General features: G+C 61.5%; 14 protein-coding genes, 1 tRNA gene and 1 pseudogene. 8 read left to right on the top strand and 8 right to left on the bottom strand.

The features are described from left to right. Window positions 1–3 precede the first annotated feature (3 nt). From BMW28_RS12220 to BMW28_RS13295, 7 genes are all read left to right on the top strand, one after another. Window positions 4–351 (top strand): TrbC/VirB2 family protein, encoded by a 348-nt coding sequence (locus BMW28_RS12220; protein ID WP_200785798.1) that lies wholly within the window; start codon window positions 4–6, stop codon window positions 349–351. An 8-nt stretch (window positions 352–359) separates the two neighbouring features. Next, window positions 360–656 (top strand): VirB3 family type IV secretion system protein, encoded by a 297-nt coding sequence (locus BMW28_RS12215; RefSeq protein ID WP_091818346.1) that lies wholly within the window; start codon window positions 360–362, stop codon window positions 654–656. 5 nt (window positions 657–661) lie between these two features. Further along, a complete protein-coding gene (locus BMW28_RS12210) occupies window positions 662–3121 on the top strand; it encodes a VirB4 family type IV secretion/conjugal transfer ATPase (RefSeq protein ID WP_091818344.1) in 2460 nt (819 codons plus the stop codon). 81 nt (window positions 3122–3202) lie between these two features. Beyond that, window positions 3203–4984, top strand: a complete 1782-nt coding sequence (locus BMW28_RS12205) for an NlpC/P60 family protein (RefSeq protein WP_091818341.1) — start codon at window positions 3203–3205, stop codon at window positions 4982–4984. A 129-nt stretch (window positions 4985–5113) separates the two neighbouring features. Continuing rightward, entirely contained in the window at window positions 5114–6004 is an 891-nt protein-coding gene (locus BMW28_RS12200) for a hypothetical protein (protein WP_091818339.1), read from the top strand. Between the two features lie 27 nt (window positions 6005–6031). Then, window positions 6032–7108 (top strand): TrbL/VirB6 family protein, encoded by a 1077-nt coding sequence (locus tag BMW28_RS12195; protein WP_091818338.1) that lies wholly within the window; start codon window positions 6032–6034, stop codon window positions 7106–7108. A 38-nt stretch (window positions 7109–7146) separates the two neighbouring features. Further along, entirely contained in the window at window positions 7147–7692 is a 546-nt protein-coding gene (locus tag BMW28_RS13295) for a DUF4189 domain-containing protein (protein WP_091818336.1), read from the top strand. 37 nt (window positions 7693–7729) lie between these two features. Here BMW28_RS13295 and BMW28_RS12185 read toward each other — a convergent pair whose 3' ends face one another. The 4 genes from BMW28_RS12185 to BMW28_RS12170 all read right to left on the bottom strand — a co-directional run bounded on the left by BMW28_RS12185 (window position 7730) and on the right by BMW28_RS12170 (window position 11510). Next, window positions 7730–8038, bottom strand: coding sequence for a TfoX/Sxy family protein (locus tag BMW28_RS12185; RefSeq protein WP_091818334.1), 309 nt, complete (start codon window positions 8036–8038; stop codon window positions 7730–7732). 14 nt (window positions 8039–8052) lie between these two features. After that, window positions 8053–8649: a hypothetical protein gene (locus BMW28_RS12180; protein WP_234970146.1), complete on the bottom strand. Its 597-nt coding sequence runs from the start codon at window positions 8647–8649 to the stop codon at window positions 8053–8055. Window positions 8650–8771: 122 nt separating this feature from the next. Next, the gene (locus tag BMW28_RS12175; protein WP_091818331.1) at window positions 8772–9215 is read right to left on the bottom strand and encodes a CoA-binding protein; all 444 of its coding nucleotides are present in this window, start codon (window positions 9213–9215) and stop codon (window positions 8772–8774) included. A 30-nt stretch (window positions 9216–9245) separates the two neighbouring features. Continuing rightward, window positions 9246–11510, bottom strand: coding sequence for a protein-disulfide reductase DsbD family protein (locus BMW28_RS12170; RefSeq protein ID WP_091818330.1), 2265 nt, complete (start codon window positions 11508–11510; stop codon window positions 9246–9248). A 152-nt stretch (window positions 11511–11662) separates the two neighbouring features. Between BMW28_RS12170 and BMW28_RS12165 the strand changes: the two genes are divergently transcribed. Beyond that, the gene (locus BMW28_RS12165; protein WP_091818368.1) at window positions 11663–12505 is read left to right on the top strand and encodes a creatininase family protein; all 843 of its coding nucleotides are present in this window, start codon (window positions 11663–11665) and stop codon (window positions 12503–12505) included. Between the two features lie 156 nt (window positions 12506–12661). Here the strand turns inward: BMW28_RS12165 and BMW28_RS12160 are convergent, their stop codons facing one another. From BMW28_RS12160 to BMW28_RS12835, 4 genes and pseudogenes are all read right to left on the bottom strand, one after another. After that, complete coding sequence (locus BMW28_RS12160) at window positions 12662–13840, bottom strand: aminotransferase-like domain-containing protein (RefSeq protein WP_091818329.1); 1179 nt, start codon at window positions 13838–13840, stop codon at window positions 12662–12664. Window positions 13841–14072: 232 nt separating this feature from the next. Continuing rightward, window positions 14073–14148 (bottom strand) — tRNA-Thr (locus BMW28_RS12155). A gap of 85 nt (window positions 14149–14233) precedes the next feature. Next, a complete protein-coding gene (locus tag BMW28_RS12150; protein WP_234970145.1) occupies window positions 14234–15913 on the bottom strand; it encodes a phospholipase D family protein in 1680 nt (559 codons plus the stop codon). A gap of 103 nt (window positions 15914–16016) precedes the next feature. Continuing rightward, window positions 16017–16188, bottom strand: a pseudogene (locus tag BMW28_RS12835) (IS3 family transposase); the annotation flags it as partial.

The following is a 16188-nucleotide window of genomic DNA, read 5'->3' as shown; positions in this document are numbered from 1 at the left end:
CCAATGTCTTCCGTCTTTGTTTCCCGCCTGCCCGTGCGTGTGCCCGCATCGCGTCGCAGCCGTTTACTTCCGTGGGTGCTGGCGCTGATTGCATGTGCAGTCATCCTGCTGTTGCCTGAGGTGGCGCACGCCGCCGAAGACCTCTCCGATGGCGGCAAGGTCGGTGAATTCCTCGGCAAGGTCAAGGCTGCCCTGGTGCCGATTTCGGTCACCGTGGTCACCATTGCCTTCGTGTTTGCCGGCTACCAGATTGCCTTCAACCACAAGCGCATCACCGACGTTGCGCCGGTGCTGGTCGGTGCCATCGTGATTGGTGCCGCTGCCCAACTGGCGGGCTGGTTCATCAGCTGATCACTCCCATGCGCCGGCATACGCTTTTTCGCGGCTGTACGCGGCCGCCCATGTTCCTGGGCGTGCCCTACGTGCCCTTTTTCCTCGGGGCGGGCAGCTGTGTGCTGATGGCTGCCTGGTTCAACCTGTTCTGGTTGCTGGCATTGCCGCCAGTCATCGGCGCGCTGCGCCTGCTTGCCAGGCAGGATGAAATGATCTTCCGCCTGCTCGGCATCCGGTTCCAGTTCCTGTTCAAGGCGCGCAACCGCCGTCTGCATGCCGGCATGTGGGCGTTCACTCCCAACCAGCATTCCCGCCTGCCCTGACTGTCATGTCCACGCCAGATACCTGCATCAGCAGCTTTATTCCCCTGTCCAGCCAGGTCGCACCGCAGGTGCTCAAGACAACGGCGGGCGACTACCTCATCTGCTGGCGGCTGGAAGGACTGCCGTTTGTCGGACGCGAGGAGTGGGAACTCGAGCATCGCCACGCCACCTTCAACCGCCTGCTGCAAAGCCTGCGTGCGCCGGATTACGTCAACGTCGCCTTCTGGACGCATGACGTGCGTCGCCGCGGCACCGTGCACAGCGACGCCTGCTTTGACGAGCGCTTCAACCAGCAGCTGTCCGATGCCTACTTCAAGGTGCTCAGCGAACAGAAGGTGCTGCAGAACCAGCTCTACTTCACCTTGATCTACCGGCCCGTGGTGGAGGGGCGCCATCTGGTCGAGCGTTCAAGCGACCTGAGCCAGCTGCGGGCCGAGCAGGACCAGGCCATCGCCAAGGTGCTGGAGCTGGCGGGGCACGTCGAAGCGGTATTGCATGATTGCGCACCGACCCGGCTCGGCATGTATGAGTCGGAAGAGGGCACAGTGTTCTCGGAGGCGCTGGAGTTCTACAGCTACCTGTTGAACCGCAGCGATGACCCGGTGCCGGTCTTGTCGGCACCGGTCTACGAATATCTGCCATTGTCCCGGCACCTCTTCAGCGCGCGGGGCGGTGACTTTGTCGTGCGTACGCCGGAGGGCAGCAATCACTATGGCGCGGTGCTCAACGTCAAGGAGTACCCGGATGCCACCTGGCCTGGTGTGTTGAACGGACTGAAGTACCTTGATTTCGAATACGTCATCACCCAGTCCTTCACCCCGCACTCGCGCCATGCCGGACTGCGTGCGCTGGAACGGACCAAGGGCATGATGATCTCTTCCGGTGACCGTGGCGTGAGCCAGATCATCGAACTCGACCAGGCCATGGACGAACTGGCCAGTGGCAACTTTGTGCTTGGTGAATACCATTTCACGCTCGCCCTGTATGGCACCAGCCAGGAGGTTCTGCAGCGCCAGATTGCCGAGGCACGTGCAGAACTGGCGCATGCCGGCTTTGTCTCCGTAAAAGAGGATCTGGCCATCGCCGGCGCCTTCTATGCACAGTTGCCAGGCAACTGGCGCTACCGGCCCCGCCTGGCCAATGTGTCGTCCCTCAACTTTCTCGGCCTGAGCCCGCTGCACAACTTTGCCAGCGGCAAGCGCAGCAACAATCCGTGGGGTGACAGCGTGACCGTGCTGCAGGCGACCAACGGCCAGCCCTATCACTTCAACTTCCACGCCACGCACCCCGGCGAGAACAGTCTGGGCGAAAAAGCCATCGGCAACACGCTGGTGATCGGCAAGTCAGGCACCGGCAAGACGGCGCTGATCAACTTCCTGCTGTCCCAGGCACAGAAATTCCGTCCCAAGCCCACCATCTTCTTCTTCGACAAGGACCGCGGGGCCGAGATTTTCGTGCGTGCCTGCGGCGGAAACTACCTGGCACTGGAGAGCGGGCAGCCGACCGGCTTCAATCCGCTGCAATGCGAATCCTCCGAAGCCAATGTGCAGTACCTGGTTGAACTGCTGCGCCTGCTGGCAGGCAAGCCGCACTACACCGCCGGTGAAGAGGATGACATGCTGCATGCAGTGCGCGCCATGCTCGACACCCCGCTGCATTTGCGCACCATCAGCAACCTGCAGAAGTCCTTGCCCAACATGGGCGATGACAGCATCTACGCCCGCCTGCGCAAATGGACGCGGGCAGGCGCACTCGGCTGGGTATTCGACAACCCGCAGGACACCATCGACCTCTCGCTAGCCAGCATCATTGGTTTCGACTACACCGACATCATCGACAACGCCGAAGTGCGCACGCCGATCATCCACTACCTGCTGCATCGCCTCGAAGGCCTGATCGATGGCCGTCCGCTGATGTACGTGATGGACGAATTCTGGAAGATTCTCGATGGCGAAGGCGGACTCAAGGAGTTCGCGCGCAACAAGCAGAAAACCATCCGCAAGCAGAACGGGCTTGGCATCTTTGCTACCCAGTCCCCGGAAGACGCCCTGCGCAGCGACATCGCCGCCGCACTGATCGAACAGACAGCCACGCTGATCCTGCTGCCCAATCCGAATGCCGACCGCAAGGATTACATCGACGGGCTCAAGCTGACCGAAAGCGAATTCAAGGTGATCACCTCGCTGGACGAGCGCAGCCGCTGCTTTCTGGTCAAGCAGGGCCACGCCAGCGCAGTGTGTCAGCTGGACCTGCGCGACATGCACGACGAACTGGCGGTCATCTCTGCCAGCACCGACAACATCGCGGTCCTGCATGAAGTCCTGCAGGAGCTCGGCGCAAGGAACTCCATGGGAGCAACGCCCGGCCCCGAGGACTGGCTGCCTCTGTTCCAGGCACGCCGCAAGGGGGCGCGCAAGAGAGCTGCGGCTGCAGATGAGGCAGCCGCCACGCGTCAGGCTGCCTGAGCACGTTTCCAGGCATACGTTTCAGAGTCAATCACCTTTCACTGACTACTTCTTCAAAACTCCACTCCCGAAAGCAACTCAATGGCAAACAGGAACTATCAGGACTACTTGGCGGCACTGGCGCGACGCGAAAGCGGTGGCCAGCCCGACCCCTACCGTGCAGTCAACCGCGCCGGCTATCTCGGCAAGTACCAGATGGGGGAACTGGCCCTGATTGATGCGGGCTTCTACAAGCGCGATCGCACCAACAGCAATGACTTCCGCGGCGAATGGACGGGCAAGCATGGTGTGCACAGCAAGGAGGACTTCCTCAACAGTCCGCAGGCACAGGAGGCTGCTGTGCACGCATACAACCGTGCCCAGTGGCGCTATATCCGCAACGAGAAACTGGATACTCACATCGGCAAGCAATACGGTGATGGCCCGATGCTGACTGCCAGTGGCTTGCTGGCAGGCGCGCATCTGGTCGGAGTGGGCAACCTGCAAAAATACCTGGAGTCGGAGGGGAAGACTGTCCCGCGGGATGGCAACAAGGTGCCGATTACCCGTTACATGCAAGACTTGGCAGGTTACGAGGTTCCCTTCCATCGTCCTCGACAGGACAAGGCAGCCCCGACGCAGCGCGGTGAGGTGAGTCAGCCAGTGCAACCCTCTGCTGAAGAGGCAAAACAGGCGCAGGCTCCTGCACGCCTTGGCAAGAGCCGTCCCGCAGAAGCCAACCCCGGACAGGCAGTGCTCGACTATGCGCTCAAGCACTTCAGCAAGGGCTACGAGTATGGACGGCCGGACAAGAAATTCAGCAACCGCAGCCCCAACAGCAAAACGGATGATAGCCGTGACGGGCGTGACCTTGACGGTGATGGGTTGAAAGGTATCGACTGCTCAGCCCTGGTACACAAGGCCTTGCGGGGTGCCGGGTTCCAGATTCCCGGGGCCACTATCACGACTGGGGCTCTTTTCAGCAAACGCGGTGGCACCACACCCCTGGCCGAGAAATACTTCGATGTGCTTTCTCCCGGACAAGGCCGCGCCGGCCAATACGAGCCTGGAGATATTCTGATGTTCGCCAACCGGGAGAACAACGGGCGTCACGTGGGCATTTTCCAAGGCTACGATGCCAAGGGACGCATGCAGTTCTTCGGCTCGCAAGTCACGTCCGGGCCTGCCACGGAAACCATCCGGCCAGGCGGAGCGTGGGATGGCAACAAGACCATTTTCCTGGGCGCCTTGCGACCCAAGGCCGAACATTTCCGCAGCCATAAGGCGTTGGCCACCAGATCTGACATTGCGGAGGATGCAAGCCTGCGGACCCAGTCTGCGGCGAGTGAAACCGTGGGCCATCCACCCGCCAAAGCGGCGAAGCCGGCCACGGCGGCTGCTCCGAGCGGCAAGCCCATCAATGCCGATGGCGCTGCACAGGATGATGTTACGGCTTTCCTGTCGCGCAAGCAACCATCTGGTACAGGCTTGCAGAGTCATGCCCCCAAGGCGGATGCCATCGAGGTGCTCTGGAACCTGCGTTACCGGCACATGGGCATGGACAGCGTTCCTGACCCCGTCAGGCAACTCTCGCAAAAAGTGCAGTGTGTCTGTCAGGGACTCGATGCCAACCAGAACGCACGCGTCACTAGCTATCTGGCGGAACGGGCAGAGAAAGCGCAGTTGCCATTGCAGGCCATTGGCGAAGTGTTGCGCGAATCCCATGGCGGGCGCGACCTGCTGCACGCAGTGCATATGGACCGCAGCCGCGTTGCCAGCGCCGACATCAACAAGGCATTACAGGCAGCACTTGAGCCTGCACTGTCCCTACATCAGCCAGCGCAAAGCCATGTCCCGCACCTGGCGGCACGGCCGGCCCACTGATTCACTTCTGCCTGTTTCATCATGGACCTCACACATTCCGACAGTGCGTCTTCCACGTGCTGTCACTTCCGCTCTGTGCCATCCGGGACCAGGCCAGCGCTCCATGGGCGCCTTCAACTCAACAATTCCTTGCGCAAGTGGTGCAAGCCACTGGCCTGGATTCCGGTGCTGACGATGGTGTTGCTGACGACACCGTCGACCTCTTCGGCGCAGATTCCCGTGACGGACGTGGCCCAGATCACCAACGACAACCTGCTGCAGAACGCGATGCAGAAGTTTTCCGAGGAGGTTCTGGGCAAGCAGTATCTGCAGAAAATGCTTAGCGAAGATGCGATCAAGAAATACCTGGCAGACGAGGTACTCAAGAAGCAGCTGGGCGACCGGCTGCTCAAGCCGATGCTGGACCAGCTGACGGTTATCCCTGGAGGAAAGGCTGTGCAAAGCATGGTCGACAAGGTGGTGCCGGGACAGGCGGCGGACGGTGCGCGTGAGTTTGGCGAACTGAAGACGGCAACCCGGGAAGTGCTGGACGGAAAACATCCCGCTGACAATGCCGTCGCCGTCTTCTTCACGGGAGACCCCCCGGCCAACTGTCCCAAGCACTCCGGAGAGTTGACGGACAACTGCCTCAAGGCACGCAAGGCCCTGGATGCCCAGCTGCAGGAAATCAGGAACATTTCCAGTTCGCTGGAGTCCCGCAACAACGCGCTGCGGGACATGCTCAAGGACAACAACTATGGTTCCCTCGCGGAGCTGCAGCAAAAGCAATACACCATGCTGACCTTGCAGACCATCATTGCCAACGACAACATGCGCATGCAAACCGCATTGGCCGCGTATCAGAACATGCGCTCGCTGTATCAGGAGAAGTACAACGAAGCAGCCCAAGCCCGCATGAATGGCGGCGGCTCCAGTTCAATTCTGCATTCGGTAAGGCGGGGTGCCATTGCAGCGACGGGGATCGTTGCCGGTCGGGCTGCTGCACAGGAAATCGGATCCAACCGGATATTCCGCCGTTGATGAGGCAAGGTTTCGGAGCGCGCCAGCATGCTTGATGGATACATTTCCGCCCAGCTCTTTGAGGAAATCCGGAAATACATCGTGGACCTGATCGGTCAGTTCGGCTACGCCGGCTTCGGTCGCATGATGGCCTTTGCAGGTGGCGTCGGCACTGTGTGGCTGACCCTCTGGTTCATGGTGCAAGGCTACCGCATAGCGACCGGGCAAAGCCGCGAAAGCCTGCATGTATTCATTGTGCGTGCCGTCACCGTGACCGCCATCGTCGCGGTAGCGCAGGGGCTGGCCATTTTCGGGCAGGACCTGGCGAGCCTGGTCATTGACCTGCGCGACAGCATCGCCGTGGCGATTACAGGCGGCGAATACGAAAACCCTTCGACCATGGTCGGAAAGGTGCTGACCGGAATGCTCACCTTGCAATTGCTTATGGACCTGGCACCAGTGCTTGGCCCGTCTGCAGGCACCAGCCTGAACATGGCAAACACCTTGTCCTTCATCACCGGCGCCGGGCAGGCTCTGCCCGCCCTGATTGCCGGCGGACTCATGCTCCTCAACGAAATCGCCGTGCATTTGTGCCTGGTAATGGCGCCCTTGTGCATGCTGGCCTACGTCTTTGACCAGACCCGCTTCATGTTCGTCACCTGGGCCAAATTCACAGTGAGCACCTTGTTCAGCATGGTCGTCATCACCGTCGTCACCGTGATTGCACTCAAGGCCACCATCATGCTGGGAGTCGCGCTGCTGGCGATGGATGGAGTGTCATCGGGGCTCGCCTCGGCAGACATCAAGTTGGGTGGACTTTATCTACGCGACATTGCCACCATCTCCGGTGGACTAGGTATGCTCCTTACCACGCTGATCTTGGGAACCCCTCCGCTTGTGACGAACTTCTTCAGTGGGCAAGTGGGGGCTGCCTTTAATGGCTACAACGCGTTTATGGGCAGGGGCAGCAATGGGGGCACAGGAAATCAAATTCAAAGAGCCCAAAATATGTCTTTTAAGCAGAGTCCGCCATCGAATCATGAGGACGTGGAGAGACTTGAGCGTATTCCATCAATGAAAAAATTAAAGCAGGAAAAGGTTTATGAGAAGCATAAGGAAAACTAGCTACAATTTGGCATCTAAAAATCCAAATTTGGGCTTCTATGTTCCGTAAGGCATTAATTTTTCTATTCTTCTTCCCATTGACAAATGTTGTTGCTCAAGATCTGAATAACCCTTTTTACGGCCCCACTCTTCAACAACGGCAAATGCAAGAGTGGCGTGATGCCGGGGGGGCGGAGATTGGTGACGATCCTTCAAGGGCAGTGCGTGGGACTTGGAGGGAGCAAGACTACTATGGTGCCCTTGCAGTAAGAACTCGTGGAGGAGGACATATTGGTTGGGCTGCAGGATATTTGAGTTCGCGCTTTGCCAAGGAGCAAGCGCTAAAGCAGTGTGGAGAAGGGTGTGAAGTCATCCACGTTTTCGCCAACACCTGCGCAATGATGGCCGAGCGTAAGGGCAACGATGATGCTTCGCTCATCTTTGTCGCCGTGGATTCGAGTCCTAGGCGAGCGATTGACAAAGCATATGGTGCCTGCGAAAGGAAGCATGGCAGTGGGAACTGTGTCTACACTCAAAGGAGCAAGAGTGCCAAGCACGAAGCATTCTGTACAGGGTACGCCTATGGGATCTACTCAAATCGGTGAGTGAAGCTGTTTGACCGTTGCCAAGGCCATTGCTGCGTTACATCTTGAGTGTCGCATCCCATGTCACCCTCAACAACTCCCCCAACCACTCCCGATCCTCCCAAAGATCCGCCCCCACCAGCAAATACATCTTCGCCCCCGGATAAGGCGCACCTACCACCACCGGATTCTGCATGGCCCGCCCAGCCTCGGTCGGCTTCACGAACAGCTGGTCATCACAAATAAAGGCCACCGGCTTGCCATCCCAGTAGACGCAATACTCGCCGAACATCTTGCGCGTGGTGATCGGCAAGGCTCTATCAAGCTGATCCAGCAGAAAATCCATGGTTTGCCTGGAAGTGCCCATGGCCTGTCTCCATGTCAGTCGGTATACACAACCCGGATATGCGGCACATTGCGCACTCCTGGTTGCTGGCGCAGAAACTCGCGCAGAAATTCCACCAGCCGCTTCTCGCACAAGGCCACGACAGCCGGATCTGCAGCCAGCGCCTGTCCTTTGCCGGCCGCCTCCTGGGCCGCCTTGGCATAGAGCTGGATCACGGCCACTTTTTCGTCCGTCAGCACGCCTCCAGCCAGAATCTTGTAGCGCAGATCCCGCACCGCGGGGCTGGTTACCAGACGCGGCTTCTTCAGTCGGACTTCCAGCCCGTCCGCAGTGGCGCGCAAATCGAACTGCCCCGGCTGCAGGTCATAGCCAAACGGATACTCTGCGGTGTACCAGATCGCCACCGTTCCACTGGAAGCAAAGCCTAGCAGCGACCGCTCGATCACCTCGGTAACGCCTTCCTCGCGCACCACCGTAGCCGTCAATAATTTGGTGTGCTCTGCCAGCGTCTGCTTGCCCAGCGTGAGATAGCTGGTGTAGCGTGAGTAGCCGAGCAGTTCATCCTGCGTCCGCGTCACCGTCTGCTGCAGCACATGCGCATGCTGCTCGGCCAGTTGCAGGCGACCGCCCATCACCCACCACGTCGCCCCGGCGCCGATCAGGCCAGACAGTATCGCAGCGGAAACGGGCAACCACCAGGAGCGGTGCCTAGAAGATCGCTCAGGGCCCGGCATGGCCAGTCAGCCCCTGCGCATCACACGTCGCGCACAATGCCGCGGCGCGCGTGCTCGATTTTGGTGCACTTGTTGGACACCACGTTCAGGCCCGCAGCAGCAGCCTTTTGCTCCGCCTCGGGGTGGTGGATTGACAGCTGCAGCCACAGCGTCTTGGCGCCAATGGCAATGGCCTGATCGGCTACAGGCGGGACGTCCTCGCTCTTGCGGAACACGTCCACCATGTCGATTGGAGCCTCGCCGGCTTCTTTCAGGCCCTTGGCAGCGGCCTCCAGATCGGCGTAGGGCGTTTCACCCAGCACCTTCTCGCCTTTTTGTGCCAGCCCCGGGTTCACCGGAATGATGCGGTAGCCGCCTGCCTGCAGGTAGTGCGCCACTTCGTGGCTGGCACGCTCCGGGTTGTCGGACATGCCGACAATGGCCACCGTGCGGGTTGTTTCGAGGATGTGGGTGATATCGTCCATGGAACAGTCTCCTGGCAGTGAAAAAACCGGTTACTTCAGGCTAGATAGCGCCTCTTGCACGGCATTCAAGGTCAGCACCTCGGTCAGCACCTGGGGCTGGGCCGGAGCCTTGGGGTCATGCAGGGCATACATGGGGACGCCGTTGCGCTCCAGTGCATTCAGCGAGGCCGTGATGGCGGGGTCGCTGCGCGTCCAGTCGGCACGCAGCAGCAGGACATTGCGAGCACGCATCGCCGTCAGGAAATCCTCGGTCGACAGTACCGTTTTCTTGTTGAACTGGCATGTCACGCACCAGGCGGCGGTGTAGTCCACAAACACCGGCTGTCCGGCGGCCAGCGCCTGCTGCACGCGCTGTTCGCTCCAGGGTTGCCACAGCGCGCCGGGCTGGGCATTGGTGTTCGTCGCGGCCGCAGAGTCAACAGGGGGAGATGACTCAATCAGTCCGCCATAGCCCGCAGCCAGCCACAGCAGCAGTGCGCCAAACATGCCGGCCAGCACCACACGGGCCTTGCCCGAACGGCCCAGCGCCCACAGTAGCGCACTTCCCGTCAGCAGCAGGGCCAGCAGGGCCATGGCACCGTCGACGCCACTCTGGTGTCCCAGCACCCACAGCAGCCACACCACCGTGGCAAACATCGGGAAGGCCATCAGCTGCTTGAAGGTGTCCATCCACGCCCCCGGCCGGGGCAACCAGCGCAGAATGCCGGGGAAGAAGCTTCCCAGCAGGATCGGCAAGGCCAGGCCCACGCCCATCCCCATGAACAGCAGCAAGGCCTGCAACGCCGGCAGCTGGATGGCATACCCCAGCGACGCCCCCATGAAGGGCGCCGTGCAGGGCGACGCGACCAGCACCGCCAGCACACCCGACAGCAGGGCGTCGCTCACCGGGTGGCGCGCAGTTGCCTGCGCCACGCGCCCCGGCAGCAGCTGCCCCACATGAAAGACGCCGGCGAGATTCAGCCCCAGCACCGTGAACAGGCCGGCCAGCGCGGCCACCAGCCAGGGATTCTGCAGCTGGAAGCCCCAGCCCAGCTGCTCCCCAGCCGCACGCAACACCAGCAACAAACCAGCCAGAGCCGCAAAACTCAGCACGACACCCGCGGTATAGGCCAGGCCGCTCACACGCTGCTCCCGCGGGCTGTGCGCATGGCGGGCAAAACTCATCACCTTGATCGCCAGCACCGGAAACACGCAGGGCATCAGGTTCAGCAACAGGCCGCCCAGCAAGGCGCCTCCCAGCGCCAGCCAGAACGTCATGCCGGCAGTGCCATTGGGGGGCGCCGTCTTTGTGGTCTGCGCATTGGCACGCAGGGCCGCAGCCAGTTCGGGCGACATCTCGGCAGGGCTTTGCGCTGCCGGCCAGGTACCGGCCACCGCCGCTTCGGTGCGATACGCCGGTCCTGCTGCATTGCGCACCACGCCATCCGCATCCACCTCTCCACGCAGCGCCAGCACCACCGGCAGGTGGTCGGGGCTTTCCATGCGCATATCGTGCAGCGGCAATTCGATTTGCCAGCGCTTGCCATCCCAGCGCTGTTCGCCAGCGGCGGCCGGAGTGATGATTTCGGGCGTTTCAGGGTACAGGTTCAGCATCTTGCCCTGCCAGCCTTCGGGCAAGGCCTCGCTGCTGAAAACGATGTGTTTGCGCTGTGCATCCACGCTGGCCCGCAGCACTGCATTTCCTCCGGGCAGCGCTTGCGGAACCGCCTGCAAGGCTGCGTCAAACGCGACCGCATCGGCGGTCAGAGGCTGGCCAGCGGGCAACTCGAACGTGAACTTGCCCTGCTGCGGAATGCACTCCTGCTTGCAGGCCAGCCAGTTGGCCTCCAGTTCGACCTTGATCGGACCCGCTGGCGCACCAGCCTCGGGCAGGGTGACCGCCACCGGCAGCAGCACAGTGCCGTCGTATCCATAGTTGGCCAGCGGGCCCACTGGCAGTTTGGACGGCGCCGGCCAGGCAATGTCGCCGGCCTGCACATCAGCAGGCAGCGTCCAGCGCAGGCTGGTGGCCTGTCCGCTGTCGCCGGGGTTCTTCCAGTAGGTATGCCAGTGCGGGGCGTGGGTCAGTTGCAGGCCCAGCCACAGCGGCTTGCCGGTCTGCACCCCTTCCGGCGCATGTGCCAGCAGACGGGCTTCCACCTGTTCGGTGCGGACCTCATGGGCTGCCGCAGTGAGCCCGCCAAAGCTGGAGCCGCTCTGGGCCAGAGCAGAATTGGCTCCCAGACCCGCCACCAGGGCCAGTGCCGCGGCACCACACCAGCGCAGCAGGGGTTGCGCGTGCCGTGCGATTGTCATTCCGGAAAAACGTATAGTCATCATGCAGGTATCAGACGCCCCCGGCAGGGGCTGTGCTCCTTGCCATAGCGCGGCGTTTCATGTCAGCGGACCATTATCCCCCCAGCGCCAAGACCCCACAGCGCGCAGCCAGTCAGTATGATGGAGCCACCATGTCAAGCACGCCTCTCCCTCCATCGCGCTATTGGGCCGATCTGGCCAGCCCGGACTTCGATGCACTGGATCGCACGCGCGCCGTGGCCGTGCTGCCAGTAGCTGCCATCGAGCAGCATGGACCGCATCTGCCGCTGCAGGTGGATACCGCGCTGGCGGACGCCATGGTGCGGGCCTGTCTGCCTCATCTGCCTGCCAATCTGCCCGCGCTGTTCCTGCCGACACAGACAGTGGGCTACAGTCCGGAGCACACTGCCTTCCCCGGCACCCTGACGCTCCGCGCCGACACCGTCATCCGCCTCTGGACGGAGATTGCCGAGTGCGTGGCAGCCAGTGGCGTGCGCAAGCTGGTGCTTTTCAACACCCACGGGGGTAATGTCGGCCTGCTGGATGTGGTAGCACGCGACCTGCGCGCGCGCCTGGGCATGCTGGTCTATACCACCAGCTGGTTCAACCTCCCTCTGGGAGAGGCAGCCGATGCCTTCGATGCCCACGAACGCCGCTTCGGCATCCACGCCGGAGCCATCGAAACCAGCCTGATGCTGGCCATCCGCCCGGATCTGGTGCAGATGCACAAGGCCGGCAACTTCTCCAGTTCGTCCGAACAGCGCGCTGCACAATTCCCCACGCTCGGCAATGGCCGCAGCGCCAAGCTGGCCTGGCAGATGCAGGATTACCATGCCAGCGGCGCCGTTGGCAATGCAGCTGCGGCAGACGCCGAGCGGGGCGCAGCATTGCTGGAGGCGACGGGGCGGGCACTGGCTGGCTTGTTGTGCGAAATTGATGCCTTGCCTGCCGATACGTTGCGTAGCGCAACTCAGAGAAATCGCTCTGGAGGCTAATCCAGGTCGATTGCCACGCGTATCCCAAGTCCAGAACAACAAAGCCCTGAAGCATGCAGGCCATGCTCAGGGCTTTTGCCAGCCTGCAACCGGCCAGCGGACTCGTAGATGACGACAGACCTCCAGCCCGCAAACCGGAGGGCCTTCTTCGCCTGCTTATGCAGCCAGCTGCTGCTCGATGGTCTGCGCCAGCAGCGCAATGCCGCGATCAATCTCGTCCGGCGTTGCAGTGACAAAGCTCAGGCGCATGGTGCGCATATCCGGCTGCGTGTCGTAGAACGCCGCGCCCGGCACATAGGCCACGCCTTGCTGCACCGCCAGCGGCAGCATCGCTGCGCTGTCCAGCCCGGCCGGCAGGCGCAGCCACAGGAACATGCCTCCCTTGGGCGTGTTCCAGCTCACGCCGTCGGGCATGTGGCGCTGCAGCGCGGCCAGCATCGCCTGGCATTGCCCCTTGTACAGGGCACGGATGCGTTCCAGATGCGCCTCCAGGAAGCCCGGCTGCGTCAGCACCTCATAGGCCAGTCGCTGGTTCAGGCTCGGGCTGTGCAGATCCGCCGCCTGCTTGGCCTGCAGCATCTTGGGATACACCTCCGGCGGCACCACGGCAAAGCCCAGGCGCATGCCCGGCGCCAGCACCTTCGAGAACGAGCCGAGGTAAATCGACTGCTCGGGATAGAAACTGGCGACAGGCGGCGGCGGAGGCGCGTCGAACCACAGTTCGCCGTACGGGTTGTCCTCCACGATCGGCAGGCCCAGCGCATGGCAGGTCTTGGCAATCTCCTGCCGGCGGTGCAGGGACAGCGTCATTCCCGTCGGGTTCTGGAAGTTGCTCAGCAGATAGATGAAGCGGGCCTGATAGCGCAGCTGTTCGCGCTCCAGCGATTCCAGCTGCACGCCCTGATCGTCATTGGGCACGCTGAAAATTTCCGGCTCGTAGGCAGAAAACGCCTGCAGTGCGCCCAGATAGGAGGGCGTCTGCACCACCACCCGGCTGCCTTCGTCAATCAGCACCTTGCCGACCAGATCCAGACCCTGCTGCGAGCCCGTAGTAATCAGCACCTGATCCGGCGATACATCCCAAGGCAAGGATTGCGCCACCCACTCGCGCAGGGGGGCATAGCCCTCGCTCGCTGCATACTGCAGGGCAGAACGCGGATGCTCGCGCATGACCTTTTCGTAGGCCGCGCTGAATGCCTCGATCGGAAAAGAATCCGGCGAAGGCAGGCCGCCGGCAAAACTGATGATGTCAGGCTGCTCCGTCACCTTGAGGATTTCTCGGATGATGGAAGGACTCATGGCTGCTGCCCGGGTGGCAAACTGCCAGCTTTTCATGGTGTACTCCTTGTTCGGCGGCAGGCTTCCGGCATGGGAAAGCCGCCTCGCCGTTTCCAGCTATGCGGGGTTGTTTTTGGTGTGGGTCCATTGTGGACCAAGTTGCTCGCGCGAGACGCTTCAGCCTGCAACAAATAGGGCTTGCAGCGCATGAAAAGATTTTGTTGAACGCCACCGGAACTGCCCACGAAAAAGCCCCTGCTTGCAGAACAAGCAGGGGCTTCCTGGGGTTTGGTGCCGGCGACCGGAATCGAACTGGTGACCTACGCGTTACGAGTGCGTTGCTCTACCAACTGAGCTACGCCGGCATATCGCTTTCACGACAGAGCGCCATTATAGTATGTTGCAAGCTTAAAGCGCGACTGAAGTGTTGCATATCGCACGCTTTGGCCGTCACAGCATCTCGTCGGGGGCAAATGGCGCGGCCAACTTCAGCAGAAATTGCAGCGTTGCACTGGCATCCGGCTCTCCGCGACGCACTGCCGGCTCAACGCCTGCAGGGGCGTGCCACAGCAGCTTGCCCTCCGGCGTCAGTTCCAGCCGCCACGCTCCTTCGTTCAGAATGGGCGCCACCCGTTCCCGAATCAGCATGCCCAGCAAACGGCTCCGGATCAGCACCGCCACCTCGCTGTTCTGCAGCTGCGAGCGCAAATCCAGGTTCATCGAACCGATCCCCAGCCAGTTGCCATCCACCAGCACCAGCTTGGCATGCAGGCTCGCCTGCTTCGCCTTGCCTGAGGAGCCAAACGCGCTGCGTGTCGACTGGGGCTGCAAGGCGCGCATTTCGTACACTTCCACGCCCAGTTTCAGCAGATCCTTGCGGTAACGTTCATAGCCGATATGAGCCAGAGGCGCATCCGATGACGCCAGTGAATTGGTCAGCACCACAATCCGGATATTGCGTTTGCGCAAGCCCGCAAACACCTCCATCATCTGCGGCCCGGGTACAAAGTAGGGCGTCACGATCAGCACGGCGTTCCGTGATAGCTGCATCAACCCGAGCAAGCCACTGACCACCTGATCGCTTCCCGCCGCATCGCGCTCTTCGGGTGACAGCTTGGCCGGTGCATCCGCCAGCAGGGCACTGGGAGCCCAGGTCCACGACACCTGCTGCAAGGCCATCGCATCGGGCAAATCGGCAGGCACCGGTTTCGGCGCCTCGGCAGTCCCCACCGTGTCGGCTGAATCCCGCTGATTCCGGGCACCAGAAGCACCTGGACGTACAGCCATCATCACCTTCAGATCCTTGCTGCTCATCAACTGCTCTACCGGATAGGCCAGCGGATGATTCCAGTAACGGTCAAAACTGCGCGACATGGCAGGCACCAGCCCGCCGATGGCCAGCACGTCCAGATCAATATAGTTGCTGTCATCCGCCTGCCCGAAATAGGCATCGCCGAGATTACGCCCGCCCACAATGCCGGCCACGTTGTCCGCCAGGAACAGCTTGTTGTGCATCCGGTGCTGCAGCCGCGAAAAATCCTGCAGCGCAGATAGCGCACGCAACTTGCCCAGACTGCGCCCGGCAGGCAGGGGATTGAACAGTCGCATCTCTATATTGGGAAGGAACGCCAGTTGCAGCACTTCCGCGTCTTCGCCCTTGGTGTGCAAATCATCCAGCAGGATCCGCACACGAACTCCCCGAGCTGCAGCTTCGCGGATCGCTGCCAGCAACACGCTGGTGCCAGGGTCGTTGTGGATGGCGTAATACTGCAGATCCAGCGTGCGCGATGCCTGCTGAGTGAGCGCCAACCGGCTGGAGAAAGCGCTATCCGCCGAATCGAGCAGCAGAAAACCCGTATCGTGGCGGGATCCGGATTGCTTGCGTAGTGCGCCCGCCACCTTGCCCAGCGGAGTTACGGTGCCCGCAGGCAAAGCCTGTGACACGGTGCGAGGCCCCGGAGGAGGCAGACTGCCGCAACCAGCCAGCGCCAGAACGACCGCCAGCATCCACATCCGGAACAACCAGCGCCAGCTTGGTAGCGCGCTAACGACAGACGATTTCGAGGGGGAAGATGGCATGTTCAGAGCAACAGGAAGATCCCAGATATTAGCCCGGGACACTTCCGTCACAGGCCAATGCATTCCCTTAGCCGCGAGCGCCGATACGCTCGGATGCCCTTGGTCAAGGAGAGTGCGATCTGAACCGCCCCGGGTTTCGAGGAGGCTGGTTGGTTTAAGTGGACACCTCTGCCAAGGTGTTGCTGTCGGCAAGTTGCCTCCAGTAGTTTGCCTCAGCTTCTGCCGGCGGGATACCCCCGATCGGCGTGAGCAGTCGGACGTGGTTGAACCAGTGCACCCATTGCAGGGTCGCCAGTTCCACGGCTTCCCTGGTCTTCCAGGGGCCC

This window comes from Allobrachymonas denitrificans DSM 15123 (assembly GCF_900110225.1).
Classification (GTDB): domain Bacteria; phylum Pseudomonadota; class Gammaproteobacteria; order Burkholderiales; family Burkholderiaceae_C; genus Brachymonas; species Brachymonas denitrificans.
The sequence above is the reverse complement of the archived record's forward strand: the minus strand, read 5'-3'. Positions and strand labels throughout refer to the sequence as shown.

What these genes read in the sequence shown, in the direction of transcription:
- BMW28_RS12220 (WP_200785798.1), top strand. Translation starts at nt 4, where the DNA reads ATGTCTTCCGTCTTTGTTTCCCGCCTGCCCGTGCGTGTGCCCGCATCG.
- BMW28_RS12215 (WP_091818346.1), top strand. Translation starts at nt 360, where the DNA reads ATGCGCCGGCATACGCTTTTTCGCGGCTGTACGCGGCCGCCCATGTTC.
- BMW28_RS12210 (WP_091818344.1), top strand. Translation starts at nt 662, where the DNA reads ATGTCCACGCCAGATACCTGCATCAGCAGCTTTATTCCCCTGTCCAGC.
- BMW28_RS12205 (WP_091818341.1), top strand. Translation starts at nt 3,203, where the DNA reads ATGGCAAACAGGAACTATCAGGACTACTTGGCGGCACTGGCGCGACGC.
- BMW28_RS12195 (WP_091818338.1), top strand. Translation starts at nt 6,032, where the DNA reads ATGCTTGATGGATACATTTCCGCCCAGCTCTTTGAGGAAATCCGGAAA.
- BMW28_RS13295 (WP_091818336.1), top strand. Translation starts at nt 7,147, where the DNA reads ATGTTCCGTAAGGCATTAATTTTTCTATTCTTCTTCCCATTGACAAAT.
- BMW28_RS12185 (WP_091818334.1), bottom strand. Translation starts at nt 8,038, where the DNA reads ATGGGCACTTCCAGGCAAACCATGGATTTTCTGCTGGATCAGCTTGAT.
- BMW28_RS12180 (WP_234970146.1), bottom strand. Translation starts at nt 8,649, where the DNA reads ATGGGCGGTCGCCTGCAACTGGCCGAGCAGCATGCGCATGTGCTGCAG.
- BMW28_RS12175 (WP_091818331.1), bottom strand. Translation starts at nt 9,215, where the DNA reads ATGGACGATATCACCCACATCCTCGAAACAACCCGCACGGTGGCCATT.
- BMW28_RS12170 (WP_091818330.1), bottom strand. Translation starts at nt 11,510, where the DNA reads ATGACAATCGCACGGCACGCGCAACCCCTGCTGCGCTGGTGTGGTGCC.
- BMW28_RS12165 (WP_091818368.1), top strand. Translation starts at nt 11,663, where the DNA reads ATGTCAAGCACGCCTCTCCCTCCATCGCGCTATTGGGCCGATCTGGCC.
- BMW28_RS12160 (WP_091818329.1), bottom strand. Translation starts at nt 13,840, where the DNA reads ATGAAAAGCTGGCAGTTTGCCACCCGGGCAGCAGCCATGAGTCCTTCC.